Source organism: Kluyvera sp. STS39-E, assembly GCF_040932435.1.
In the GTDB taxonomy this organism is placed as follows: Bacteria; Pseudomonadota; Gammaproteobacteria; order Enterobacterales; family Enterobacteriaceae; genus Kluyvera.
In genome coordinates, this window is record NZ_JBFQGA010000005.1 from 40,975 (window position 1) to 65,696 (window position 24,722).

At 53.4% G+C, this 24,722-nt stretch carries 23 protein-coding genes; 7 read left to right on the top strand and 16 right to left on the bottom strand.

The features are described 5' to 3' along the window. Positions 1–46: 46 nt before the first annotated feature. The 12 genes from trpS to AB4K05_RS12020 all read right to left on the bottom strand — a co-directional run bounded on the left by trpS (position 47) and on the right by AB4K05_RS12020 (position 10,087). Complete coding sequence (trpS, locus tag AB4K05_RS11965; protein WP_368480194.1) at positions 47–1,051, bottom strand: tryptophan--tRNA ligase; 1,005 nt, start codon at positions 1,049–1,051, stop codon at positions 47–49. Further along, positions 1,044–1,805, bottom strand: coding sequence for a phosphoglycolate phosphatase (gph, locus tag AB4K05_RS11970; protein WP_368480195.1), 762 nt, complete (start codon positions 1,803–1,805; stop codon positions 1,044–1,046). The genes trpS and gph overlap by 8 nt, the downstream gene beginning before the upstream one ends. Then, the gene (gene rpe, locus AB4K05_RS11975) at positions 1,798–2,475 is read right to left on the bottom strand and encodes a ribulose-phosphate 3-epimerase (protein WP_368480196.1); all 678 of its coding nucleotides are present in this window, start codon (positions 2,473–2,475) and stop codon (positions 1,798–1,800) included. The genes gph and rpe overlap by 8 nt, the downstream gene beginning before the upstream one ends. 33 nt (positions 2,476–2,508) lie before the next feature. Then, a complete protein-coding gene (gene dam, locus AB4K05_RS11980; protein WP_368480197.1) occupies positions 2,509–3,342 on the bottom strand; it encodes an adenine-specific DNA-methyltransferase in 834 nt (277 codons plus the stop codon). A 121-nt stretch (positions 3,343–3,463) separates the two neighbouring features. After that, on the bottom strand, positions 3,464–4,738 hold the full coding sequence (gene damX, locus AB4K05_RS11985) for a cell division protein DamX (protein WP_368480198.1): 1,275 nt from the start codon (positions 4,736–4,738) through the stop codon (positions 3,464–3,466). 84 nt (positions 4,739–4,822) lie between these two features. Beyond that, positions 4,823–5,917 (bottom strand): 3-dehydroquinate synthase, encoded by a 1,095-nt coding sequence (gene aroB, locus AB4K05_RS11990; protein ID WP_368480199.1) that lies wholly within the window; start codon positions 5,915–5,917, stop codon positions 4,823–4,825. A 58-nt stretch (positions 5,918–5,975) separates the two neighbouring features. Continuing rightward, positions 5,976–6,497, bottom strand: a complete 522-nt coding sequence (gene aroK, locus AB4K05_RS11995; RefSeq protein ID WP_062775673.1) for a shikimate kinase AroK — start codon at positions 6,495–6,497, stop codon at positions 5,976–5,978. A gap of 279 nt (positions 6,498–6,776) precedes the next feature. Continuing rightward, positions 6,777–8,009: a DNA uptake porin HofQ gene (gene hofQ, locus AB4K05_RS12000; RefSeq protein ID WP_368480557.1), complete on the bottom strand. Its 1,233-nt coding sequence runs from the start codon at positions 8,007–8,009 to the stop codon at positions 6,777–6,779. Next, positions 7,930–8,271, bottom strand: a complete 342-nt coding sequence (locus AB4K05_RS12005; RefSeq protein ID WP_368480200.1) for a HofP DNA utilization family protein — start codon at positions 8,269–8,271, stop codon at positions 7,930–7,932. The genes hofQ and AB4K05_RS12005 overlap by 80 nt, the downstream gene beginning before the upstream one ends. 43 nt (positions 8,272–8,314) lie before the next feature. Beyond that, complete coding sequence (locus AB4K05_RS12010; RefSeq protein WP_368480201.1) at positions 8,315–8,782, bottom strand: hypothetical protein; 468 nt, start codon at positions 8,780–8,782, stop codon at positions 8,315–8,317. Beyond that, positions 8,769–9,311, bottom strand: a complete 543-nt coding sequence (locus tag AB4K05_RS12015; protein ID WP_368480202.1) for a PilN domain-containing protein — start codon at positions 9,309–9,311, stop codon at positions 8,769–8,771. The genes AB4K05_RS12010 and AB4K05_RS12015 overlap by 14 nt, the downstream gene beginning before the upstream one ends. Beyond that, on the bottom strand, positions 9,308–10,087 hold the full coding sequence (locus tag AB4K05_RS12020; protein WP_368480203.1) for a pilus assembly protein: 780 nt from the start codon (positions 10,085–10,087) through the stop codon (positions 9,308–9,310). The genes AB4K05_RS12015 and AB4K05_RS12020 overlap by 4 nt, the downstream gene beginning before the upstream one ends. A gap of 120 nt (positions 10,088–10,207) precedes the next feature. On the opposite strand from AB4K05_RS12020, the gene mrcA reads away from it, so the two are divergent. Further along, entirely contained in the window at positions 10,208–12,760 is a 2,553-nt protein-coding gene (gene mrcA, locus AB4K05_RS12025; protein ID WP_368480204.1) for a peptidoglycan glycosyltransferase/peptidoglycan DD-transpeptidase MrcA, read from the top strand. A gap of 25 nt (positions 12,761–12,785) precedes the next feature. On the opposite strand, the gene nudE is transcribed toward mrcA, so the two are convergent. Further along, positions 12,786–13,346 carry an ADP compounds hydrolase NudE gene (gene nudE / locus AB4K05_RS12030; protein WP_368480205.1) on the bottom strand — a complete coding sequence of 187 codons (561 nt, stop codon included), beginning with the start codon at positions 13,344–13,346 and terminating at the stop codon, positions 12,786–12,788. 306 nt (positions 13,347–13,652) lie between these two features. Between nudE and AB4K05_RS12035 the strand changes: the two genes are divergently transcribed. From AB4K05_RS12035 to hslO, 4 genes are all read left to right on the top strand, one after another. Continuing rightward, positions 13,653–15,800, top strand: coding sequence for an intracellular growth attenuator family protein (locus tag AB4K05_RS12035; RefSeq protein WP_368480206.1), 2,148 nt, complete (start codon positions 13,653–13,655; stop codon positions 15,798–15,800). Between the two features lie 66 nt (positions 15,801–15,866). Beyond that, positions 15,867–16,538 (top strand): GMP/IMP nucleotidase, encoded by a 672-nt coding sequence (yrfG, locus tag AB4K05_RS12040; RefSeq protein ID WP_368480207.1) that lies wholly within the window; start codon positions 15,867–15,869, stop codon positions 16,536–16,538. 8 nt (positions 16,539–16,546) lie between these two features. After that, positions 16,547–16,948, top strand: a complete 402-nt coding sequence (gene hslR / locus AB4K05_RS12045; protein ID WP_368480208.1) for a ribosome-associated heat shock protein Hsp15 — start codon at positions 16,547–16,549, stop codon at positions 16,946–16,948. Positions 16,949–16,971: 23 nt separating this feature from the next. Beyond that, the gene (gene hslO / locus AB4K05_RS12050; protein WP_368480209.1) at positions 16,972–17,850 is read left to right on the top strand and encodes an Hsp33 family molecular chaperone HslO; all 879 of its coding nucleotides are present in this window, start codon (positions 16,972–16,974) and stop codon (positions 17,848–17,850) included. 162 nt (positions 17,851–18,012) lie between these two features. Here hslO and AB4K05_RS12055 read toward each other — a convergent pair whose 3' ends face one another. Next, positions 18,013–19,731, bottom strand: a complete 1,719-nt coding sequence (locus tag AB4K05_RS12055; RefSeq protein ID WP_368480210.1) for a DUF4153 domain-containing protein — start codon at positions 19,729–19,731, stop codon at positions 18,013–18,015. A gap of 368 nt (positions 19,732–20,099) precedes the next feature. Here AB4K05_RS12055 and pckA point away from each other — a divergent pair, with 368 nt between their 5' ends. Beyond that, positions 20,100–21,716: a phosphoenolpyruvate carboxykinase (ATP) gene (gene pckA, locus AB4K05_RS12060; protein ID WP_368480211.1), complete on the top strand. Its 1,617-nt coding sequence runs from the start codon at positions 20,100–20,102 to the stop codon at positions 21,714–21,716. 140 nt (positions 21,717–21,856) lie between these two features. On the opposite strand, the gene envZ is transcribed toward pckA, so the two are convergent. Beyond that, the gene (gene envZ / locus AB4K05_RS12065) at positions 21,857–23,209 is read right to left on the bottom strand and encodes a two-component system sensor histidine kinase EnvZ (RefSeq protein WP_368480212.1); all 1,353 of its coding nucleotides are present in this window, start codon (positions 23,207–23,209) and stop codon (positions 21,857–21,859) included. Beyond that, a complete protein-coding gene (ompR, locus tag AB4K05_RS12070) occupies positions 23,206–23,925 on the bottom strand; it encodes a two-component system response regulator OmpR (protein WP_006177890.1) in 720 nt (239 codons plus the stop codon). Before ompR ends, envZ begins: the two co-directional genes overlap by 4 nt. Before the next feature lie 231 nt (positions 23,926–24,156). Between ompR and greB the strand changes: the two genes are divergently transcribed. Continuing rightward, the gene (greB, locus tag AB4K05_RS12075) at positions 24,157–24,630 is read left to right on the top strand and encodes a transcription elongation factor GreB (protein ID WP_368480213.1); all 474 of its coding nucleotides are present in this window, start codon (positions 24,157–24,159) and stop codon (positions 24,628–24,630) included. The last annotated feature ends 92 nt before the right edge of the window (positions 24,631–24,722 follow it).

A 24,722-nucleotide genomic window follows, 5' to 3' on the forward strand; every position in this document is an offset into this window, starting at 1 on the left:
TAAAAAACCGGGAAACATCCCGGTTTTTTATTTATCGATACGGTTATTACGGCTTCGCCACAAAGCCTATCGCTTCGTACACCGCTTTCAGCGTTTCAGAAGCACGCGCGCTGGCTTTTTCAGCCCCATCTTTCATGATTTTCTGCAGGAAGGCTTCATCGTTACGGAAGCGGTTATAACGCTCCTGCAATTCGGTCAGCATGCCGGAAACCGCTTCAGCCACTTCGCCCTTCAGATGGCCATACATCTTGCCTTCAAAGTGTTTTTCAAGCTCAGGAATGCTCTGTCCGGTTACGCCGGAGAGAATATCCAGCAGGTTAGATACACCCGCTTTCTCTGTCTGATCGTAGCGAATAACAGGCGGCTCTTCGGAGTCGGTCATTGCACGTTTGATCTTCTTCACCACCGACTTCGGCTCTTCCAGCAGGCCAATCACGTTGTTGCGGTTGTCATCCGACTTAGACATCTTTTTCGTCGGCTCCAGCAGAGACATCACGCGCGCGCCGGACTTAGGAATGAACGGCTCAGGCACTTTGAACACATCACCATAAATCGCATTGAAACGCTGAGCGATATCGCGGCTCAGCTCCAAATGCTGCTTCTGATCTTCACCAACCGGAACCTGGTTGGTCTGATACAGCAGAATATCTGCGGCCATCAGCACAGGATAATCGAACAGACCGGCGTTGATGTTTTCCGAGTATCGAGCAGATTTATCTTTGAACTGAGTCATGCGGCTCAGCTCTCCGAAGTAGGTGTAACAGTTCAGCGCCCAGCCCAGCTGTGCATGTTCTGGCACGTGAGACTGTACAAAGATGGTGCTTTTCTCCGGATCGATACCGCAGGCCAGATACAGTGCCAACGTGTCGAGAGTCGCTTTACGCAGCGCTTGAGGATCTTGGCGAGCAGTAATCGCGTGAAGGTCAACGATGCAGTAGATGCAGTGGTAATCATCCTGCATGCTAACCCACTGACGCAGCGCACCCATGTAGTTACCGATGGTCAGTTCACCTGACGGCTGTGCGCCGCTAAATACGATGGGCTTAGTCATGTTCTGATTCCTGAATTTCAAGATTAGGCAGCCCGAGAGCGGGCAAAAGTTCATTAAAATGGTCGAAGACCACATCCGGCTCACTTTGCGCGATGGCTTCGCCGTAGTTATACCCGTAGGTTAAGCCAACGGATGGGCAACCTGCCGCTTTGGCGGCCTGGATATCATTACGGGAATCGCCAACAAACAGCAGCGCTTCCGGCATCAGCCCCAGCTTTTCAGCCACTTTGAGCAGCGGCTCTGGATGCGGTTTCTTGTTCTGCACATCATCACCGCCAATCACCACCGAGAAAAAGCGGTCAATACCCAGCGACGCCAGAATAGGCGCAACAAATGGCGTTGGTTTATTGGTGACGAGTGCCAGCGGTAGACCGCTATCATGCAGCGCCGCTAAGGTTTGCTCAACGTGAGGGAACAGGAAACTGCCCTCTTCGGCAAATTCCGCATAGTAGCGATCGAATAAACGGCGCAACACGCGCAGTTGCTCATCCTGAGGGATATCGTGGCTATCGACCGACGGTTTCCCCTGCGAGGCACGGAGCGTGGCGCGCTCTTGGCGAGCCCAATTCAGCGCACGTTCCATCAGCACGTCGGCACCGTTGCCGATCCAAGTAATCACCCGCTCTTCGCCAGCTACCGGCAGCTCAAGCGCATACAGCGCGCTATCCACTGCCGCCGCTAGTCCCGGTGCGCTATCAACCAGCGTACCGTCGAGGTCAAACGCGACGCCGCGAATGGTCTGTAATTTATCCATGACTTACCTTTGCCAGTTCACTACGCATTTCATCAATGACTTTTTTGTAGTCCGGTTGGTCGAAAATCGCCGAGCCGGCGACAAACATATCTGCGCCAGCCGCGGCGATTTCGCTAATATTGTTCACCTTCACGCCGCCATCAACTTCCAGACGAATGTCGTAACCCGATTCATCAATACGGCGGCGAACTTCACGCAGCTTGTCCAGAGTATGGGGAATGAAGGATTGTCCGCCAAAGCCTGGGTTAACCGACATCAGCAGAATAACGTCAAGTTTGTCCATCACGTAGTCGAGATAGCTCAGCGGCGTCGCGGGATTAAACACCAGCCCCGCCTTACAGCCACTCTCTTTAATAAGCTGCAACGTGCGGTCAATATGCTCGGAGGCTTCTGGGTGGAAGGTAATGATGCTGGCGCCAGCAGCGGCAAAGTCCGGAACCAGTCTGTCGACTGGCTTCACCATCAGATGCACGTCAATCGGTGCGGTGATGCCGTAATTACGCAGTGATTTGAGCACCATCGGTCCGATGGTGAGGTTCGGCACGTAATGGTTATCCATAACATCGAAATGAACCACATCTGCCCCAGCGGCCAGAACACGGGCAGTGTCCTCACCCAGGCGGGCAAAGTCAGCCGACAAAATTGAAGGGGCAATAAGGTACTGTTTCATCCGCATCTCCTCAAAGCCTATCCCATTAGGCTATTAACGTTGTTTTTTGCCAGGTGGCCGATAGAGCGCTAGCAGCTCTTCCACCTTTTTGCGCGTGCCGCCGTTGCGGCTGATGCTGCGTCGGACTTTTACGGTATGAGTATCCGTCGCATTTTTGTACCAATCCAGCGTCTGCGGCGTTCGGTGGTTAGAGATAAGCACCGGGATCCGCTTAGCCATCAGTTCCTCAGCCTTCTTTGCTAGGATTTCCTGCTGCTCCAAGCTGAAACTGTTGGTGTGATAGGCGGTAAAATTCGCCGTCGCCGAGAGCGGCGCGTATGGCGGATCGCAATAGACCACCGCATTCTTCCCAGCCCGTTTCATGCACTCTTCATAAGATTCGCAGTAAAACTCCGCATTCTGCGCCTTCTCGGCGAAGTGACGCAGCTCGGCTTCCGGGAAATAAGGCTTTTTATAACGACCGAAAGGAACGTTAAACTCACCGCGCAGGTTGTAACGGCACAGGCCATTGTAGCCATGGCGGTTGAGGTACAAAAACAGCACTGCACGACGGAACAGATCGGTGCTACGGTTAAATTCTTCGCGCAGCTGGTAGTAGCATTCAGCGTTATTGGTTTCAGGCACAAACATCACCTGAGCCTGCGCAATATACTCGTCAGCGCGAGTCTTAACGATTTTGTAGAGCTCGATGAGGTCGCTGTTGATATCAGCTAGAATATAACGCGAAAAATCGGTATTCAAGAATACCGATCCAGCACCAACGAAGGGTTCAACCAGACAATCGCCAGTCGGCAGATGATGTCTTATATCGTCGAGCAGAGGGTACTTGCCCCCCGCCCATTTAAGAAAAGCGCGATTTTTTTTCATGCGGTCTGACTAATTACACCTTCTCCGGCTGTGGAGAAAGGCTCCGACAGCATCCTGCGCTTCTACGTTCCTTCACGCGAATTAGCCACGCGAAGGAACGGTTTCTATCTTGAAACGACGATTATTTCAGGTCGGTCTGAACCTGACGCAGGGGTTTCGCCCACGGGTTCTTCGCCTGCACATCGGCTGGCAGTGCAGTAACGGCATTTTTAGCCGCATCCTTCGACGCGTAAATACCACTTACCAGCACGTACCAAGGCTGACCATTACGGGTCGTTTCATACACCACGTAGTTCTTCAGGTTCGCTTTCTTCGCCCAACCGTTCAGGTTGTCGTAGTTGGAAGAGGAGCTAAGCTGCAGCGTGTAGTTTGAAGCCGAAGCCGATTTTAAGGAATTCACGTCGCCCGCTGACTTGCCGGTTGCAGCAGCAGCCGGTGCCGCAGTCGTCGCCGTGGCCGCAGGAGCCGTCGTAGTCGCTGTCGGTTTAGCAGGTTCCGCGGTTTTCGCCGGTGCCGTAGTCGTTGCAGTTACGGTAGGCTTGGACGCGGTAACTACCGGCTTAGCTTCAGTAACAGGCTTGCTTTGCGTGGTGGTCGCTGGCGTTTTCACCGTCGCCATTGGCTGAGGTTTCGCTTCGATTACCGCATGTTTACGTTCTGGACGTGGCGTGGCTGCCGTTGTCTGACGTGGCGTTTCCGGTGCGGTAACCGCTGGGCGTGCACCATTACGAATTGGTGCAACGGTTGCAGGTTCAGTCGGCAGCGTAGAGTTCACGACGGCGTTATCAATCTGGCCCTGCTGCTGAGTCAGCGCATTGTTCAGATCGCCCTGCACTTCTACACGTTGCTGGCCATCAGGAGCGGCAGCTGCCTGACCTTCGGTCGGCGTGGAAGCGATTGGTGGCACAGAAACATCCTGCTGCGGGTTGGTTTCCTGAGCAGGCTGCGCTGTGGCGTTTTGATCGGCAGAATCACCGGAAAGAGAGATGCTCTTTTCAGTTGATGCGTTTTGATCGCTGGAGGATGAAGGGGCTTTCAATGCCGAACCGATGCCCACAATCAGCACCAGCAGCACCACAATACCCAGACCCATCATGATGTACTGACGGGAAGCCGGCTTATGCGGTGCAGCATTTTTACGTTTCCGTGGACGACGCTCTACCGCTTCATTTGCGTTATCAGCATCTTCCTCATCGGATTCGTAGTATTCGTCTTCCGGCTCAGCTTCTTCACGTACCTGACGACCACGGGAAGGACGACGCTCATCAGCATCGAGTTCCACATCATCAAAGTTGATCTGTGGCTCGCTGTCACGATCGGAAGACTGACGAGAACGACCAGAACGACGATCGCTGGGATCGGGTTTCAGCTCGTCTTCTGGTTTAAATTCATCCATTTAACACCCCACTAAAAGGCTTATGCTACGACTTTTGCACATCGCCTGAAGTTAAAACACCGCGCGAACGCGGCTAGACCTTTCTTATATTTGCGCCCGCTGGGTATCAGCGATAGCGCCAAGAACCACCTCGTGGGATACGCCACCGCGTACCTCACTCGTCCCGATGGACAGCGGCAGCACTAACCGCATTTCGCCCGCCAGAACTTTTTTATCTCGCATCATATGTGGCAAATAAGCTTCTGCCGACATTTCCTGAGGCCCAGCAACGGGTAGACCCGCACGTTTTAGCAGGGTGATAATGCGCTGCGTGTCCTCAGCGGCAAACTGTCCTAAACGTTCAGAGGCGTGCGCCGCCATCACCATACCGGCAGCAACGGCTTCACCGTGCAGCCAGTTGCCGTAACCCATCTCGGCTTCGATAGCATGACCGAACGTATGCCCAAGATTGAGTAAAGCACGTAACCCGGTTTCGCGCTCGTCGGCTGCGACAACATCGGCTTTCAGCTCACAACAACGGCGAATACAGTACGCCATTGCTTTTTCATCGAGTGCCATCAGCGCATCGATGTTCTCTTCCAGCCAGTCGAAGAACGGTGCATCAAGGATAATGCCATATTTAATGACTTCAGCTAGGCCGGAAGATAACTCACGCTTCGGCAATGTTTTCAGGCAATTCAGGTCAACCACGACGGACGCTGGCTGCCAGAATGCACCGATCATATTTTTGCCGAGAGGATGGTTGACCGCGGTTTTGCCGCCAACCGAAGAATCCACCTGCGACAGCAAGGTGGTAGGAACCTGGATAAAGCGTACACCGCGCTGATAGCTCGCTGCAGCGAAACCGGTTAAATCGCCAATAACACCGCCACCCAATGCCACGAGGGTAGTGTCACGACCGTGCGGTTTTTGCAAAAGCGCGCTAAAAACGGTGTCCATAACTGCCAGGCTTTTATACTGTTCGCCGTCCGGCAGAATGACGCTATCAACTTTCACGCCAATCTGCTCGAGCACGGAACGAACCTGGTCCAGGTAGAGAGGTGCCAGCGTTTCGTTGGTGACCAGCATAACCTGATCGCCAGACTTGAGTGGTAAGAAGGAAGCTGGATCGTTAAACAAACCAGCCGCGATGGTTATCGGGTAACTACGTTCCCCGAGAGTTACAGTAAGCCTCTCCATAACGCGACGTCCACCTTAGTAACTTATATTCGCTGGCGTTCTACCTTGCGGGCCAGTACTAGTTGCTTTCCAGCATATGAATAATCTGGTTGGCGACAACTTTTGCGCTCTGATCGTCGGTGCGGATGGTGACGTCGGCAATCTCTTCATACAGCGGATTACGTTCATCGGCCAGCGCTTCGAGCACTTCACGTGGCGGTGTTTCAACCTGCAGCAGCGGGCGTTTTTTATCACGCTGAGTACGTGCTAGCTGTTTTTCAATGGTCGTTTCCAGATAAACGACGACACCACGAGCGGAGAGACGATTTCGCGTTTCACGTGATTTTACAGAGCCGCCGCCTGTTGCCAGAACGATGCCCTGCTTTTCCGTTAACTCATTGATGATTTTTTCTTCACGGTCACGGAAACCTTCTTCGCCTTCGACATCGAAGACCCAGCCCACGTCAGCGCCTGTTCGTTTCTCAATCTCGTGATCAGAATCGTAAAATTCCATATTGAGCTGTTGAGCCAGCTGGCGCCCAATGGTGCTTTTGCCGGCACCCATGGGCCCAACCAGAAAGATATTGCGTTTCTCTGCCATTTTTTTGGTACTACTAAGACTATTCGTTAATGATAAATCCGCGCCGCAGTCGAAAGCGCGTCGCAGGACATGAACTGAAACCTCTTATGCAATAGAGCGAGAGTCAGACTGAAAATTATCTCAATACTACGACGGGTTTGGCAACAGATTAAATCAGTTGCCTGTATGAGACGAGATAGTATCAGTGACACTCAAATCGGTACTCCTTGTATGCTAAATCTGGTCCCACGTCAAACCCGAGGGGCACCTTCCCCCCTAAATAGTCCTGTTTATCGACAGCTATTGTGCAGAAATAATACGCGGTGTAATGAACACCACCAGCTCACGTCGTTCGTTATCCTTTCCGTCATGGCGAAAAAGATGGCCTAACAAAGGAATATCGCCAAGAAACGGAACGCTATCGCTCGCATTCTTATGCTTTTGCGAGAAAACGCCGCCCAGCGCCAGCGTTTCGCCGCTGACCACTTCAACCTGTGTTTCAATCTCTTGCTTATCAATGGTCATAATTTCGCCATCGGCCTGTTGCAGGACCTGCCCCGGCATATTTTCACTAATACGCAGCTTCAGACGAACGCGGTTATTTTGCAAAACCGTCGGCGTCACTTCCATGCCCAGTACCGCTTCTTTAAACTCGACCGAGGTTGCGCCGCTTTCCCCACTCGATACCTGATAAGGAATTTCGCTGCCCTGTTTGATACTGGCTGGCTGTAAATGCGAGGCCAGCAGACGAGGGCTAGCGATAATATCGACCTTCTGTTGCTGCTCAAGGGCCGAAAGCTCCAATTCCAACAGTCGTCCGTTGATGCGCCCAATATTAAAACCTGTATGCGTGGTCGCATCGGCAACCGAGAGATCGCTGTTTAAGGTCGTTATTTTCCCGGCACCGACCTTGCCTTCTGCATCAGCAAGATTCCATTTCACTCCCAACTCTCGCAAACTCTTTTCATTAATTGTCACAATATGCGCTGCCAACTCTACCTGACCGACAGGAATGTCCATCTCGTTAACCCACGCGGTAAAGGCCGTGAGATGCTCGCTATCATCGCGGACAAGCAGGCGGTTAGTGCGTTTATCCACGGTCAGGCCACCACGTTTGCTTAACAGCTTAATGCCCGATTTTGCCAGCTCGTCAGCATCGGCATAGCTCAGCGTGATGCTGCTATTTCCCAGTGGCAAGGCCTGCTGACGCCGCTCTTTCTCCTTCTCCGCCCGCCCTCGAGCTTCTTCTTGCCACGCCTTGGTGTGCACGTGCAGCACCCCGCTTTCCTGACTTAATACTAAGCTGGCGCTCGCGACAACCGTCTGTAGTGCCTGCTTCCACGCAACATTATGTAATTGAAGTGAAACCACACCCTGAACATCCGGCGCTATCACCAGGTTTTTCTGTTGTAGATCGGCAAGGCTTTGCAGCACTTGGGCGACAGGCACATCATCAACCACCAACGTGACGTTTTTCGCCTGACTCCATAGCGGCACGATCAGTAACATCAGCAGACTTATCCTTTTTACCATCATGCGTTCCTTCTCTTTTCCATTGCCAAGAGCGAGGTTCACAGCCCTCTCCAGCATCAATAATCAGATGTTCATGCGTTATTTCACTGACCAGCCATCCCGTGTTGAGCCGGTTGCCCGCCTCAATACGCAGCCATTTCTTTTCGCTATTTTGCATAATGCCAATTTGCCTTTGCGATGATTGCGTTACCCCTTGATAACGCCAAAGAGAAAGCTGCGCCGTCCGGCATGAGTCAACAACCGGCGCAAAGGGGTCGCGCATAGCGCAAATCAGTGGGATAACGAGGCACAAAAGTATCCGGTGGCTATGGCGCATCATGGCGTGCCAGTTGGAAAGTGAGGCTCAACGCCTCCTTTTCAGCACGCAGGGAGAAATCGACGACCTGCATACTGCGTTCCGCCAGCATCAAAAAAAGAGGCGGCACTTGCTGCCATGGCGCTTCCAGCGACATTTCTCCCCCAGAATCCGAAGGCACCCAACTCACTAACCGCACGCTCTGATGCTGGAAATGCGCCGGTGAAAAAGCAATGCCCGGCCTTTCGCCCTGCAACATGCCATGCTGAACTTCTGCTTGTAACGGCATGATTCGCCGCCAGCTTTCCACGCTGTGAGCTCGCTCGGCCCGCCAAGAGACGTGACTTTTCAGCGCACGATGATAGGCCTGATGCCCCACCTGATAGCTGACGTAGATACCCAGTAGGATGGCAAAACATGCGCAGCCCTTCACGGCGCCCGCCGGAGAAATCCGTAAACTGCTGTCAGGGAGCCGCATTCGCTACCCCCTCCGGCAATTGGTACTGAAACTGCCAGTACCCGTCGTTTCCGCGCACTATTTTGCCCGCTTTGCCGGGCAAAAAACCCGGAACATGCTGAAGCTCCCGGTCCGCAACCGCCAGCGCGGAAAACTGCGTCAGCGCACCGGCAAGCGACAGCACGCCACGGTGGTAGGTCAGCTCAGTCAGCCAAGCCTGTTCAGGGAGATGTTCCGCCAGCCACCCAAGCCGCGATGACCAGGCCTCGGTCATTTCTTTGTTGAGTCGACGTTTCTGTGCCTGCGCGTTTTGCTGTGCTTTCACATTGAGCCACTGTTCCCGTTGCGAAATTTGCTGACGGAGGCGCTGCTCGGCTGATACGTAAACCTCACTCAGGTTGCGCTCGGCCTGCCAATAAAGACCGGCATAAAACGCGATACAGGCGCACACCAGCCAGCTACTACAAACCAGTAGCCCCCAACGCCATAGAACACGGGTGAATTGGCGCCGCCGCCAGGGCAGAAAATTAACGGCCGTATTGATCGTCATAACTCCCCCATTGCCAGCGCAATAGCTACGGCAAAATCATCGCCACGTACCGGTAACGGCGGTTGCTTTTGGGCAACAGCATCCCAGGCGTCAAAATCTAGGCTATTCTCAGTGTACGTCTGACAGCGCACGACACGGTGCGGCTCGACGCCTAGCCTTTCGCTAAGCGTTTGCGGTGATGTCGCGTCGTCTGGTTCATATCCCCAGCCCTCCCGGCTGGCCCATAGCCACTGTGCGCCGTCACGCCAGACCAGCACCGCATTATTGACCTTTATATGCGGTAGAAAGGCGCGTAGTGCACAGGCGTCAGGGGTAATAGCTGAGATCTGGAGCCGCAACATACGCGCCAGCCGCTGAAGACGCGACACATCCTGCTGCTGGGCGGCAGTGACGTTCCAGTGCGCCGGTTCCGCCGCCAGATGATAGTCAAAACAGAGTGAAGCGGCGGTCATTTCCAACTGCTGCGACATCGCGCTGGCAATCCACGCGGACTGCTCGCTTTCCCGTAGCGTCATGGCTGCGCATGGCAGGGATTTTTGTATGGTTCGGTGAGCGGGAAAAGCGATCCTAGCCGCATGCTGTCGGGGCAGCTCACGACGCCAAGGGGAGAGAACCGCCAGCAGCGCTTCATCGGCATGATGAGCTGAGGTGGTTGGCGGCAAAGGCAGTTGCCACCAGCGCTTCAGCGACCATCCGCAGCGGTTATGTACCAGAGCCACGATAAAGACATTATCCGGCTGGAGGTGAAGACCCAGTTGCCAACATTTGAAAGCCATTTCACGTTTATCCTTACATAGCCATCATAATGACGGCTATATCAATGAGTCAGGCTTGCCTTTATACTACCGCGCGTTTGTTTATAAACTGCCCAAATGACACTCAATGGGAAATCTCCGGTGAAGTTCGTAAAGTATTTTTTCATCCTTGCAGTCTGTTGCATTCTGCTGGGAGCAGGCTCGATTTATGGCCTCTACAAGTATATTGAACCGCAGTTGCCCGATGTGGCGACGCTCAAAGACGTGCGTCTGCAGGTACCTATGCAGGTCTATAGCGCGGACGGTGAACTGATCGCGCAATATGGCGAAAAGCGCCGTATCCCAATGACCCTCGACCAGATCCCACCATTGATGGTTAAAGCGTTTATTGCTACCGAAGATAGCCGTTTCTACGAGCACCACGGGATCGACCCGATCGGTATCTTCCGCGCAGCAAGCGTGGCGCTGGTCAACGGTCATGCTTCACAGGGTGCCAGTACTATCACCCAACAGCTCGCACGTAACTTCTTCCTCAGCCCTGAAAAGACGCTGATGCGTAAAGTAAAAGAAGCGTTCCTCGCTATCCGCATCGAGCAGATGCTGAGCAAAGACGAAATTCTTGAGCTGTACCTGAACAAGATCTACCTCGGCTATCGCGCTTATGGCGTCGGTGCGGCTTCACAGGTTTACTTTGGCAAACCTGCCGATCAGCTCTCTCTCAGTGAGATGGCGGTCATTGCCGGTCTGCCAAAAGCGCCGTCAACCTTTAACCCTCTGTACTCCATGGATCGCGCCACCGCCCGTCGGAATGTGGTGCTGTCGCGTATGCTGAGCGAAGGGTACATCAGCCAGCAGCAGTACGATCAGGCGCGTAGCGAAGCGATTGACGCTAACTACCACGCGCCAGAAATTGCCTTCTCCTCGCCGTATCTCACCGAGATGGTGCGCCAGGATATGGTCAAACAGTACGGTGAGCAGGCCTACGAAGATGGTTATCGTGTTTACACCACCATCACCCGCAAGAATCAGCAGGCGGCTCAGTTGGCGCTGCGCAACAACGTGATTGATTACGACATGCGCCACGGCTACCGTGGTCCGTCTAACGTGCTGTGGAAAACAGGTGAACCCGCGTGGGATAGCGCAAAAATCCGCGCGTCGCTAAGACCGCTGCCATCCTATGGTCCAATGCGGCCAGCAGTCGTTACCGCCGCCAATGCGCAAGAGGCGACCGTTGAGCTGGCAGATGGCACTTCCGTATCGATAGCCCTAGAAGGTATGCGCTGGGCGCGCCCTTACCGTTCCGATACGGCACAGGGTCCTACTCCACGAAAAGTGACGGATGTACTGCAAGCTGGGCAACAAATTTGGGTTCGTCAAAACGGCGACAGTTGGTGGTTAGGACAGATTCCTGACGTCAACTCCGCGCTGGTCTCAATCAACCCGCAAAACGGCGCCATTATTGCGCTGGTCGGCGGTTTCGACTTCAACCAGAGCAAGTTTAACCGTGCCACCCAGGCGCTGCGTCAGGTCGGCTCGAACATCAAACCGTTCCTTTATACCGCCGCTATGGATAAAGGCTTAACCCTCGCCAGCATGCTGAACGATGTACCGATCTCTCGTTGGGATGCCGGTGCAGGATCCGACTGGCAGCCGAAGAACTCCCCACCGCAGTATGCCGGGCCAATTCGCCTGCGTCAGGGTCTGGGGCAGTCCAAAAACGTGGTCATGGTCCGCGCGATGCGCGCGATGGGCGTCGATTACGCGGCAGAGTACCTGCAGCGCTTTGGCTTCCCAGCAAGCAACATCGTCCATACCGAATCGCTGGCGCTCGGCTCCGCATCATTCACCCCGCTGCAGGTTGCTCGTGGCTATTCGGTGATGGCGAACGGCGGCTTCCTCGTTGATCCTTACTATATCAGTAAGATTGAAAACGATCAGGGCGGCGTACTGTTTGAAGCGAAGCCAAAGATTGCCTGCGCTGAATGTAATCTGCCGGTTATTTATGGCGACACCCCGAAATCTAACGTGTTGGAAAATAACGACGTTGAAGACGTTGCCGTTTCCCAAGAATCGAGAAACTCTGTGGTGCCAATGCCCGCACTTGAGCAAGCTAACCAGCAGCTTGTGGCGCAAAACGGTGCTCAGGAATACGCTCCGCACGTGATCAACACGCCACTGTCATTCCTAATTAAGAGCGCGCTGAACACCAATATCTTCGGCGAACCGGGCTGGCAGGGCACCGGCTGGCGCGCCGGTCGCGACCTGAAACGTCAGGACATCGGCGGTAAAACCGGTACCACCAACAGTTCCAAAGATGCTTGGTTCTCCGGCTATGGTCCGGGTGTCGTCACTTCGGTGTGGATTGGCTTTGACGATCACCGTCGCGACTTGGGACGCACGACAGCCTCTGGCGCTATCAAGGATCAAATTTCCGGCTATGAAGGCGGCGCGAAGAGCGCGCAACCAGCATGGGATGCCTTTATGAAAGATGTTCTGGCCGGCGTTCCCGAACAGCCGTTGACCCCGCCTCCGGGTATCATCACGGTTAACATTGACCGTAACACCGGGCAGTTAGCTAGCGGCGGAAGTAGTCGTCAGGAATACTTCATTGACGGAACGCAGCCAACGCAACAGGCGGTTCACGAAGTGGGGACGGAAGTGATTGATAACGGGGAAACCCACGAACTGTTCTAACAAAAAGGCGCCTACGGGCGCCTTTTTACAATCTTCCCTGCCCTTTCAGCCATTCACGCACCAAGAATAAGGCGCTCACGTTTCGGGCCTCATTAAAATCAGGTTCGTCCAGCAGATCCATTAGCTTTGCGAGCGGCCAGCGCACCTGCGGCAAAGGCTCCGGTTCGTCGCCCGGCAGCGATTCAGGATAGAGATCTTCTGCCACGACAATGTTCATTTTGCTGGAAAAGTACGACGGCGCCATACTGAGTTTCTTCAGGAATGTCATCTGCCGCGCCCCAAAACCAACCTCTTCTTTCAGCTCACGGTTCGCCGCTTCCATGACCGCTTCACCCGGATCGATAAGCCCCTTAGAGAAACCCAGTTCATAGGACTCGGTGCCTACCGCATATTCACGAATCAAAATGACATGATCGTCGACAATCGGCACGATCATCACCGCTTCGCGCGAGGAAGGTTTCATACGTTCATAAACGCGACGAACACCGTTGCTAAACTCTAAATCAACGCTTTCTACATTGAACAGACGAGACTTTGCGACGGTTTCAACATGATGAATGGTGGGTTTCTGTAATGATTTGCTCATTGGGTCGGGATCTTTGCTGTAGTGACTTTTATCATTGTGCGATAGGTATGCTGTTCCAGCAATGCATAAAGCGCTTTATTTACATTGTTGCAACCTTACGTCTCTCATCCCTCATTTATAGATAAATGTCAAGAGCTTGAATTACAATTGGGAATTTACTGATACTCGATGTGCTATGGGTTTGTTATGCTTACGTGTTGCAAGAGTTTATATGTACAAATTGATATTCTTTGCAATACGTGCCAATGGTTTATACAAAAAGCAGGCAACTAAAGAGACCTCTAATATAAGTATGATGGGAAAAGCATGGGCACACTGATGATCTCTACCGTAGCGATACTGATCTGCGCCGTGCTGATCGGCTGGCTATTTCGTAAAAGGACTAAACGTCTACAGCTTCCGTGGCTGCAACTGTTTCCGGGAGCGACAACACGTAAACTGACCGATGAGGAACGCCAGGGGGTTGAAAATTACCTCGGCGATCTTAACCGCGACAGGCAGGTTCCCGCTTCAGGGGCAACCATTGCGTCTGCTGCGCTGATGCTCAACGCCCAGAGCCATACTGTTTTCCGGTTGACCCGCGCAATCACTCGCTACGGCATCACCACCGACGATCCCAACAAATGGCGCTACTTCCTTGATTCTGTGGAAGTTCACCTGCCGCCGTTCTGGGAGCAACACATCACCGATGAAAACAGTATTGAGCTTATCGTCACTGACGATATGCCGCTGGTTATTTCACTCAACGGCTACTCGCTCAAATCCTACACGCCGGGTAACAGGCAGTTCGTTCTCGAGTCATCCTCCTCAACTCAAGCTTCTATAAGAGGTGAGGAAAGTGAGCAAATAGAGCTGCTTAATATTCGCCAAGAGACAAACGAAGAGCACGCACTCGGCCGCCCTGACGGTCTGCGAGAAGCGCTGCTGATTGTTAGCGCGTTCTTGCTGTTCTACTGTAGCTTGATTTCGCCCGCGGTGTTCAGCCCGTGGATATTATGCGGAGCGGTGCTGCTGCTATGCGGTGGGCTGTGGGGGCTGTTTGCGCCGCCAACCAAATCGTCACTGCGTGAGATCCACTGCCTACGCGGCACGCCGAAGCGCTGGGGATTATTTGGCGAAAACGATCAGGAACAGACCAACAATATCTCCCTCGGGATTATCGATCTCATCTATCCGCGCCACTGGCAGCCTTATGTTGCACAGGATTTGGGACAGAAAACCGATATCGATATCTATTTAGATAGGCATGTTGTGCGACAAGGGCGTTTTCTCTCCCTGCACGATGAGGTCAAAAATTTCCCACTGCAGCACTGGCTTCGCAGCATGGTTATCGGCAGCGGCGCGCTGCTGGTCGTCGTGATGATGTGGGTGAGCGTGCCGCTGAACATGCCGTTCAAATTTACAATCTCATGGCTCAAAGGCGCACAAACCATTGAAGCCAATGATGTCCGCCAACTGGCGCAGACGGGTATTCGCGTCGGCGATACGCTGCATATTCGCGGCACCGGAATGTGTAATATCCATACGCCGGGAACGTGGACGGCTCAGGAAACCTCTCCATATCTGCCGTTTGATTGCTCGCAGATAATCTGGAATGACGCGCCTCGCCTGCCGCTTCCAGAATCAGAAACCGTCAATAAAGCCACTGCGCTGGTGCAGGCCGTCAGCCGACAGCTGCACCCAACGCCGGATGACGATTCTCGCGTCAGCCCAGCTCTGCGCTCCGCTATCCAAAAATCAGGCATGGTGCTGCTGGACGATTTTGCCGATATCGTGCTGAAAACCAAAGATCTGTGTGCGGCTGCTGATGACTGCATACGACTGAAAAATGCGCTGGTAAACCTCGGCAATACCCGTGACTGGGATGCGCTGGTCAAGCGTGCCAACTCCGGCAAACTTGATGGAGTGAACGTCCTGCTACGCCCGGTTAGCGCGGAATCGCTGGATAATCTTGTCGATACATCCACCGCGCCGTTTATTCTGCGTGAAACCGCACGTGCGGCCCAGTCGTTGAATAGCCCAGCGCCCGGTGGTTTTCTGATTACCAGCGATGAAGGTAGCGATTTGGTCAGCCAGCCGTATCCCTCCACAAGCCTATATGACTACCCTGCACGGGAACAGTGGGATGAATTCCAGCGCCTAGCGGGCATGCTGATGCATACTCCGTTCCGCGCTGAAGGGATTGTGACCAATGTCTTTACCGATGCCAATGGAACACAGCACATTAACCTGCATCGGATGCCGGACAGCACCGGTCTGTGGCACTACATCGAAACCACCCTGCTCATGCTGGCGATGATCGTGTGCGCCATTTACAACGGTGTACAGGCGCTGCGCCGTTATCAGCGCCACCGAGAACGTTTGGCGGATATTCAGAAGTACTATGAAAGCTGCATCAATCCCGTTCTGATCCCAGCACCGGATAACTTTAAGTCGGACTTCCCGACGGACTAAGCCCTATCACTCGGCGCGACAGGTTGTGCTACTCTGTCGCGCATTTCTTCCGTCTGGAGACTCACCATGTATTTTGATATCGCCTGGCAAGAGGTGGATACCGTTCTTCTGGACATGGATGGCACCCTGCTTGACCTCGCATTCGATAACTACTTTTGGCAAAAACTGGTGCCGGAAACCTACGGTGAAAAACTGGGCATCAGTCCTCAGGCTGCGCAAGAAGCTATCCGTCAGGAATACCATGACGTGCAACATACGCTAAACTGGTACTGCTTGGATTACTGGAGCGACCGTCTTGGTTTGGATATTTGTGCTATGACCCGCGAACAGGGTCCACGCGCGACGCTGCGTGACGACACTATTCCTTTCCTTGATGCCCTCAAGGCCAGCGGTAAGCGGCGCATCCTGCTGACCAATGCTCATCCGCATAACCTAGCGGTAAAACTTGAGCACACCGGGCTGGACTCACACCTTGATTTATTACTTTCCACCCATACATTTGGTTATCCGAAAGAGGATCAGCGGTTATGGCAGGCAGTCACGGAACACACGGGTCTGGAAGCCGGACGCACGTTGTTTATCGACGATAGCGAGCCGATTCTGGACGCTGCCGCCCACTTTGGGATCCGCTATTGCCTCGGAGTCTCCAATCCCGACTCGGGTCTGGCGGAAAAGCAGTACCTGCGTCATCCCGCGCTTAACGATTATCGTCGTTTGATCCCCTCACTTAACGTGTAGGAGTGACCGTGAAAGAGAAGTCCATCGAAGGCGTCAGGCTGGATAAATGGCTTTGGGCCGCGCGTTTCTATAAAACCCGCGCCCTAGCACGAGAAATGATTGAAGGCGGTAAAGTTCACTACAACGGGCAGCGCAGCAAGCCCAGTAAAGTGGTCGAGCTCAACGCGCAGCTCACGCTTCGTCAAGGAAACGATGAGCGCACCGTGGTAATTAAAGCCATCACGGAGCAACGACGCCCGGCGAGCGAAGCCGTGGTGTTGTATGAAGAGACTGCGGAAAGTATCGAGAAGCGTGAAAAAGTCGCGCTGGCGCGCAAACTTAATGCGCTGACGATGCCGCATCCGGACAGACGACCGGATAAAAAAGAGCGGCGCGACCTGATGAGATTTAAATACGGCGACAGTGAATAACTGTCACCTCAAGAGAGAATATTATGACCCAACACGATCAATTACATCGCTATCTGTTCGAAAACTATGCCGTGCGTGGCGAACTGGTCACCGTATCCGAAACGCTCGAACAGATCTTGGCTGGCCATAACTATCCGCAGCCGGTGAAAAACGTGCTGTCAGAGCTGTTGGTTGCCACCAGTCTGCTGACCGCAACGCTGAAATTTGACGGCGATATCACCGTTCAGTTGCAGGGTGATGGCCCGATGACGCTGGCGGTGATTAACGGTAACAACCACCAGCAGCTGCGCGGTGTTGCGCGCGTGCAGGGTGATATTCCAGCAGATGCCGACCTGAAAACGCTGGTCGGTAACGGCTACCTGGTTATCACCATTGCCCCGGCGGAAGGTGAACGTTATCAGGGCGTAGTGGGTCTGGAAGGCGATACGCTGGCGGCCTGTTTGGAAGATTACTTCCAGCGTTCTGAACAGCTGCCTACACGCCTGATCATCCGTACCGGCGAGTCAGACGGTAAACCCGCTGCGGGCGGTATGCTGCTGCAGGTGATGCCAGCGCAAGACGCGAAACCAGAAGATTTTGAGCATCTGGCAGCGCTGACCGACACCATCAAAGCCGAAGAGCTGTTTACGCTGCCGGCCAACGATGTGTTGTGGCGTCTGTACCACGAAGAAGAGGTGACGTTATACGATCCTCAAGACGTTGAATTCAAATGCACCTGCTCACGCGAACGCTGTGCCGATGCGCTAAGAACGCTGCCTGATGAAGAAATTAACAGCATCATGGAAGAAGAAGGCGAAATCGACATGCACTGCGATTACTGCGGCAATCATTATGTGTTCAATGCTATGAACATTGCCGAGATTCGCCACAACGCTTCGCCAGCGGACCCGCAGGTACATTAATTCTGACGAAGTAACCAAAAAGGCGCCAATGGCGCCTTTTTTATTGCCCTCACCGCTGCCGGATGGCGGCGTGGCCTTATCCGGCCTACCAAGGCCGACTGTAGGCCTGATAAGCGCAGCGCCATCAGGCAGCCACGAGCTCATTTGTCGAATGCCGTCAGTCTACCGCCGATAATCCAACACCACGGTTTCATCCCCCAGCACCATATCCTGCCAGGCTTTCGGTTTCGCCCCGACTTTCCCCTGCGCCACCGCCTCAAGCAGCGTTGCCTTATTAATCTCTGCCGGCAGCGTGGCATTGGCCTTGAACGCCCAACCTTTCCCTTCACGGCTAAACACTAGCACCATACGATCGCCAAAGGCATACAGCACCCATTCAGGCTGACCGTCACCGTTCAAATCCTGGCTTACCAGCACGCAGCTGTCGCTATCGCTACATGACTCAACCAGATAGCGTCGTTCTATCACCGCCGCCCACAACGCATCGTCCGGCGACGGTTCCCCCTTCGCCACCAACACATTTTTCGCCAGTATTGCTGACGTGAGCTTTTCCGTCGGCGTGAGATCGCCGTTGATGAGCCGGGTCAGTTGCCGCTGACGTTTGGCATCTTGGATAAAGTCAGCATCATTTTGCAGCGACAACAGCGCTTTACGCCCCGGATTTCCGCTATGCGAGAGCATATAAAGACTGACCTGATCGGCGTTAATTTTGCCGCTATGATAGCGTGACATATGGCTATTAACGCTGATGCGCCAGCTATCCAGCACCGGGGTATAAAGCAGTACCAGCAGCGCTAAACCTAACAGCGATACGCCCAAATGTACCCGACCCAGCGACGCGGAAGGATCGTCACGGTGGCGTAGTAGGCTCACTAGATATCCTATCGACCACGCCAACAGCACGAAAACGACCAACACGCCATGCAGGCGGTCCGTCGTCCAGCCGTACTGATCTACACGCAGCCACAGCGCCCAGCCTGCCATCAATGCATAGACCGGGGTCAGCAAGATTGCGACGAGGATGAGATAGCGTAATGCCTGAGGATAGGGAAGCCTGGACCTCTGCGGCTCCCAGACCATCGCCGTGAGCAACAGCTGGATCAGCGCAAGCGCTGAGAGCAGCCCCGCCGCCGACACACGCTGCGAGATGACCGCCAACCCGCTAAACGCCAACGTAGCGAGGAAGAGCAGCGCCAACAATGAAACCAGCGGTAGCAGGCCGGTGGCGATAAGCGCAAGTAACTTCTGAATCGCAGCGATCAGCCGAGTTTGCTGGCGGGCAAGAATCACCGTCAGCGCGGTGACGAGGCCAATAATCAGATAGGCAAACCATTGTGTCTCGAAGAACAGCCGCGAGAAGAAGCGAATATTTGCCAGCTCAAATAGCCCGCTCCAGAGCAGCAAAATGAGCCATACCAACCCGTTGGCAACAGCAATCAGCAGCAGAGTTAGCGTGTTTTGCCACTGTTGGTTATAAAAGTGCGCGTAGCGCGCCATTTCGGGATGAGGCTGTAAACGATACTGTAACCAAGGCAGCACCAGCAGTGCCATCAACAGTAGGCACCAGCCGTAGCTCCACATCGTACCGTACTGCCGCCAGATATCCCCATCGCCAAGGTTGCTCTTAAGCCACCCGCCCATTGCGAGAACCACCACCAGAATCAATGCCAGCCAGCCCCACAGCGCCCGCTGACGAAATGAAACCACGGTAAATAGCAGCACAGAGGATAATGCCAGACTTCCCGGTAGACCGTAATACAACCAACCGCTCTCTTTCGGGATCAGGTAAACCGTCAGCAAATAGCACAGCAAACCTTGCACTATGCCCGTTAGCACCATTCCCCAGCGCGTTGAGGATGAAAGAGGCATCACAGCATCCATTTAGAAAGTCCCGTTACTGAAGAAAATAATAAGGCTATTTTGGTAGCCCAATAGCATCAAAAAAACAGATTCGGCTCAGCGAGGTGAATCGATTTTTTCCATGAAAGCATTACGTAATTTTCTTTCATAAATGCGATTAATTTCACATTTATGCCGTCAATTAAACCATTTTGTAACCATTTGAGAACATTCGTGCCAAATTCATGGCTTTTCCTGTCATAATCCCTGTCGCTTCGTGACAGGAGTCACAATGTTTCCGTAAGTAAGACGTTTGTCGGGATACGTAAATCTATGAGCCTGGTCGCGGTCAACACCCCTAAAATACCCATAGAATTTATGGTAGTACATATTGGCTAAGGAGCAGTGAAATGCGTAACGGTATAACCCCGCAGGACCTCAAGGCTTATGGTATCAACGACGCACAGGATATCGTCTATAACCCCGACTACGATACATTGTATCAAGAAGAACTTGATCCTAACCTGGAAGGTTATGAACGAGGTGTGCTGACCAGTCTGGGCGCAATTTCTGTCGACACCGGTATCTTTACCGGCCGCTCCCCGAAAGACAAATATATCGTTCGCGATGACACGACTCGCGACACGGTATGGTGGTCTGATAAGGGCAACGGGAAAAATGACAACAAACCTCTGTCCCCTGAAATCTGGCAACATCTAAAAGGTCTGGTTTCAAATCAGCTGTCTGGCAAACGCCTGTTCATCGTTGATGCCTTCTGCGGCGCCAACGAAGACACCCGTCTGTCCGTTCGCTTTATTACTGAAGTGGCCTGGCAGGCGCACTTCGTCAAAAATATGTTTATTCGCCCAACCGATGAAGAACTGAAGTCATTTGAACCCGACTTTATCGTGATGAACGGTGCGAAGTGCACTAACCCGCAGTGGAAAGAGCAGGGTCTCAACTCGGAAAACTTTGTTGCGTTCAACCTGACAGAGCGTATCCAGTTGATTGGCGGGACCTGGTACGGCGGTGAGATGAAAAAAGGGATGTTCTCTATTATGAACTACCTGCTGCCGCTGCAAGGCATTGCCTCCATGCACTGCTCTGCAAACGTTGGTGAGAAAGGCGATGTGGCGGTCTTCTTCGGTCTGTCCGGCACCGGTAAAACTACGCTATCCACCGATCCGAAACGTCGTCTGATTGGCGATGATGAACACGGCTGGGATGATGACGGCGTGTTTAACTTCGAGGGCGGCTGCTACGCGAAGACAATCAAGCTGTCCGAAGCCGCAGAGCCGGATATCTATCATGCTATCCGTCGCGATGCGCTGTTGGAAAACGTGGTGGTGCGTGAAGACGGTACAATTGACTTCGATAACGGTTCCAAAACCGAAAACACCCGCGTGTCGTACCCTATTTACCACATCGATAATATCGTTAAACCGGTGTCGAAAGCCGGCCACGCGACGAAGGTTATCTTCCTGACCGCGGATGCGTTTGGGGTCCTGCCTCCGGTATCGCGCCTCACCGCCGACCAGACGCAGTATCACTTCCTCTCCGGTTTTACCGCCAAACTGGCCGGTACCGAGCGCGGAGTCACCGAGCCAACCCCAACGTTCTCCGCCTGTTTTGGCGCGGCGTTCCTGTCGCTGCACCCAACGCAGTACGCAGAAGTGCTGGTGAAACGCATGCAGGCCGCTGGCGCGCAGGCGTATCTGGTCAATACCGGCTGGAACGGCACCGGCAAACGTATCTCGATTAAAGATACCCGCGCCATTATCGACGCGATTCTGGATGGTTCTTTGGATAATGCCGAAACCTTTACCCTGCCGATGTTTGACCTGCAAATCCCAACCGAGCTGCCGGGCGTCGACACCCATATCCTCGACCCGCGCAATACTTACGGTTCGCCGGAGCAATGGCAGGAGAAAGCCGAAACGCTGGCTAAGCTGTTCAAGGAGAACTTTGAGAAGTACACCGACACGCCAGCAGGTGCTGCACTGGTGAGTGCTGGGCCAAAGCTGTAAATCCGTAGACCGGATAAGGCGCACGCCGCCATCCGGCAAGGTGTCGCGCAGTGCCTGATGGCGCTGCGCTTATCAGGCCTACACGATCGAATCTCGTGTCATCACAAACAAAAACCGCCGGGTCTCCCCAGCGGTTTTTTTTAGCTCTCTTTCGTCGGCCCCTGTACGCGGCCTGCCGGTATCGGCAACCAGGCGCGAATCAGCAATCCACCTCGTTCGCTGGTATCCAGTTCCAGCAGCCCGTTATGGTTATCGATAATACGCTGCACAATCGCCAGCCCCAGCCCCGTTCCACTGATGGTACGTGCACTATCGCCACGGACAAACGGTTGGAACAGATGCTTACGCTGTTCGGGTTTAATCCCCGGGCCATCATCTTCCACTTGGAACCAGGCTCGATGCGCTTCACGACCGCTACTGACTTTAATCCAGCCGTTGCCATAACGCGCGGCGTTGACCACCATATTCGCCAGCGCACGTTTGATTGATAACGGATGCACACGCACCGGAATTTCATCAACCAAAAGATCGGTCTGGATTTCGCGTTCGTAGCCGCTCTCTGCCGCAATCACCTCGCCGAGCACGGCGTTGAGATCGATAAACTCCAGCGGCATCTCCTGACCGGTACGCAGATAATCAATAAACTGCTCGATAATGGCATTGCACTCTTCGATATCTTTATTGATAGATTCAGCAAGGTAGCCATCCTGCTCGCCCATCATTTCGGTGGCCAGACGGATACGCGTCAGCGGGGTTCGCAGGTCATGGCTAACCCCAGCCATCAGCAATGTGCGGTCATCGGACAACATCTTCACGCCGGCGGCCATATGGTTAAAGGCTCGAGTCACCGAACGCACCTCTGACGCACCGTATTCCCTCAGCGGCGGCGGAATGATGCCCTTACCGACCTGCAGCGCCGCATGTTCCAAATCAACCAAGGGTCGGTTCTGGATTCGGATAAACAGCCATGCGCCGCCTATTGCCAGCAGCATTATCGCAAGGGTGTAGCGGAAGAGCGGAGAGAAGTCTCCCTGATGGATTTCGGTCAGCGGCACGCGCACCCAGATATTGGGTGACAGCCAAGTTTTCAGCCAAACCACCGGCGAGCTTTTATTCACTTCAACGCGAACTTCAGTTGGCCCGCCTAACTGCTGGGCCATCTGTTGGCTGAGGAATTCATAATGCTGCGCCCAACGAAGCCCCGCTTCCTCTGCGGCTTCATCGGAATACAGTGAGATGCCTAACTCACGATAAATCTCGCGGCGAAATGCCGGCGGTACAACAAGCTGCGTACCGTCTTCCAGCTGCAGTTTATCGGTCATCAGCATACGGACTTCGTAGGCTAGGACCTTATTAAACTGCTGCAGGCTTGGCAAAATCGCGAAGTTCAAGACCACTAGATAGGTTGTCACCAAGCTGACAAACAGCAGAGTGACAATCAACAACAACGTGCGGGCAAAGGAACTTCGTGGCGAGAAGCGCAATCGCCTCATGCTTTAGCGCCATCCGGAACGAAAACATAGCCCAGACCCCAAACGGTCTGAATATAACGTGGATGTGCAGGGTCCTCTTCCACCATGCGGCGCAGGCGGGAAATCTGGACGTCAATGGAGCGTTCCATCGCGGAGTATTCGCGACCGCGCGCCAAGTTCATCAGTTTGTCGCGAGACAGCGGTTCACGCGGGTGGCTCACCAGCGCCTTCAGCACCGCAAACTCACCGCTGGTCAGCGGCATAGGCTCATCTTCACGGAACATTTCGCGCGTGCCGAGGTTCAGCTTAAACTTACCAAAGGCAATCACGGCTTCTTCCTGAGATGGTGCTCCTGGCAGTTCGTTAGCCTGACGGCGCAGTACGGCACGGATACGGGCCAACAGCTCACGCGGGTTGAACGGTTTCGGAATGTAATCATCGGCGCCGATTTCCAGCCCCACGATGCGGTCAACTTCTTCACCTTTTGCCGTCACCATGATGATTGGCATTGGGTTACTCTGGCTACGCAGGCGGCGACAAATAGACAAACCATCTTCGCCCGGCAGCATTAAATCGAGCACCATCAGGTGGAAAGATTCGCGAGTCAGCAATCGGTCCATCTGCTCAGCGTTAGCGACGCTTCGAACCTGGAAGCCCTGCTCGGTTAGATAACGTTCCAGCAGCGCACGCAGACGCATATCGTCATCCACAACCAGAATCTTATAATTCTCTTGCATTGTTTTTACTCCCAAAGGTTCGCAACAATTATTTAGTACGTATTCTCAAAAAAGCCTGAACAAACGACCAGCTAAATCTGGTATATATTCCAGGCTAAATTGTTACAAAGCATATTTAACAGCGGGTTAAGTATACAATGAATCTTAGTACACATTATTTATTCTGTCGGCGTGCTTGCGTAATACGTATTGTGCGCATCAATAACTCGGCGGCAAGGTAAGCATTTAAAGATGAAAACACCGTTGATTACCCGTGAAGGGTACGAAAAGCTTAAAAAAGAGATGGATTATCTCTGGCGCGAAGAGCGGCCAGAAGTCACCAAAAAAGTCACTTGGGCGGCAAGTCTTGGCGATCGCAGTGAAAATGCCGACTACCAATATAATAAAAAACGGCTAAGAGAAATCGATCGCCGCGTGCGTTATTTAACGAAATGTCTTGAGCAGCTCAAGATAGTGGATTACTCACCGCAGCAGGAAGGCAAAGTCTTCTTTGGCGCTTGGGTCGAAATTGAAAACGACGACGGCGCAATCAAGCGTTTTCGCATCGTCGGCTATGATGAAATCTTTGGCCGCAATGACTACATCTCTATCGACTCACCGATGGCCCGCGCGCTGCTGAAAAAAGAGGTGGGCGACCTCGCGGTGGTCAATACTCCTGCCGGGGAAGCCAACTGGTACGTTAACGAGATTGAATACGTTAAATGAGCCGGAACAATCCGAACCCCCTGCTGATGGCTGGCATTTTTGCCGGCCAATCCGTATAACTGTCTCCTGATTTTATGACCTAACAGTGAAAC

What these genes read in the sequence shown, in the direction of transcription:
- trpS (WP_368480194.1), bottom strand. Translation starts at nt 1,051, where the DNA reads ATGACTAAGCCCATCGTATTTAGCGGCGCACAGCCGTCAGGTGAACTG.
- gph (WP_368480195.1), bottom strand. Translation starts at nt 1,805, where the DNA reads ATGGATAAATTACAGACCATTCGCGGCGTCGCGTTTGACCTCGACGGT.
- rpe (WP_368480196.1), bottom strand. Translation starts at nt 2,475, where the DNA reads ATGAAACAGTACCTTATTGCCCCTTCAATTTTGTCGGCTGACTTTGCC.
- dam (WP_368480197.1), bottom strand. Translation starts at nt 3,342, where the DNA reads ATGAAAAAAAATCGCGCTTTTCTTAAATGGGCGGGGGGCAAGTACCCT.
- damX (WP_368480198.1), bottom strand. Translation starts at nt 4,738, where the DNA reads ATGGATGAATTTAAACCAGAAGACGAGCTGAAACCCGATCCCAGCGAT.
- aroB (WP_368480199.1), bottom strand. Translation starts at nt 5,917, where the DNA reads ATGGAGAGGCTTACTGTAACTCTCGGGGAACGTAGTTACCCGATAACC.
- aroK (WP_062775673.1), bottom strand. Translation starts at nt 6,497, where the DNA reads ATGGCAGAGAAACGCAATATCTTTCTGGTTGGGCCCATGGGTGCCGGC.
- hofQ (WP_368480557.1), bottom strand. Translation starts at nt 8,009, where the DNA reads ATGGTAAAAAGGATAAGTCTGCTGATGTTACTGATCGTGCCGCTATGG.
- AB4K05_RS12005 (WP_368480200.1), bottom strand. Translation starts at nt 8,271, where the DNA reads ATGCGCGACCCCTTTGCGCCGGTTGTTGACTCATGCCGGACGGCGCAG.
- AB4K05_RS12010 (WP_368480201.1), bottom strand. Translation starts at nt 8,782, where the DNA reads ATGCGGCTCCCTGACAGCAGTTTACGGATTTCTCCGGCGGGCGCCGTG.
- AB4K05_RS12015 (WP_368480202.1), bottom strand. Translation starts at nt 9,311, where the DNA reads ATGACGATCAATACGGCCGTTAATTTTCTGCCCTGGCGGCGGCGCCAA.
- AB4K05_RS12020 (WP_368480203.1), bottom strand. Translation starts at nt 10,087, where the DNA reads ATGGCTTTCAAATGTTGGCAACTGGGTCTTCACCTCCAGCCGGATAAT.
- nudE (WP_368480205.1), bottom strand. Translation starts at nt 13,346, where the DNA reads ATGAGCAAATCATTACAGAAACCCACCATTCATCATGTTGAAACCGTC.
- AB4K05_RS12035 (WP_368480206.1), top strand. Translation starts at nt 13,653, where the DNA reads ATGGGCACACTGATGATCTCTACCGTAGCGATACTGATCTGCGCCGTG.
- yrfG (WP_368480207.1), top strand. Translation starts at nt 15,867, where the DNA reads ATGTATTTTGATATCGCCTGGCAAGAGGTGGATACCGTTCTTCTGGAC.
- hslO (WP_368480209.1), top strand. Translation starts at nt 16,972, where the DNA reads ATGACCCAACACGATCAATTACATCGCTATCTGTTCGAAAACTATGCC.
- AB4K05_RS12055 (WP_368480210.1), bottom strand. Translation starts at nt 19,731, where the DNA reads ATGGATGCTGTGATGCCTCTTTCATCCTCAACGCGCTGGGGAATGGTG.
- pckA (WP_368480211.1), top strand. Translation starts at nt 20,100, where the DNA reads ATGCGTAACGGTATAACCCCGCAGGACCTCAAGGCTTATGGTATCAAC.
- envZ (WP_368480212.1), bottom strand. Translation starts at nt 23,209, where the DNA reads ATGAGGCGATTGCGCTTCTCGCCACGAAGTTCCTTTGCCCGCACGTTG.
- ompR (WP_006177890.1), bottom strand. Translation starts at nt 23,925, where the DNA reads ATGCAAGAGAATTATAAGATTCTGGTTGTGGATGACGATATGCGTCTG.
- greB (WP_368480213.1), top strand. Translation starts at nt 24,157, where the DNA reads ATGAAAACACCGTTGATTACCCGTGAAGGGTACGAAAAGCTTAAAAAA.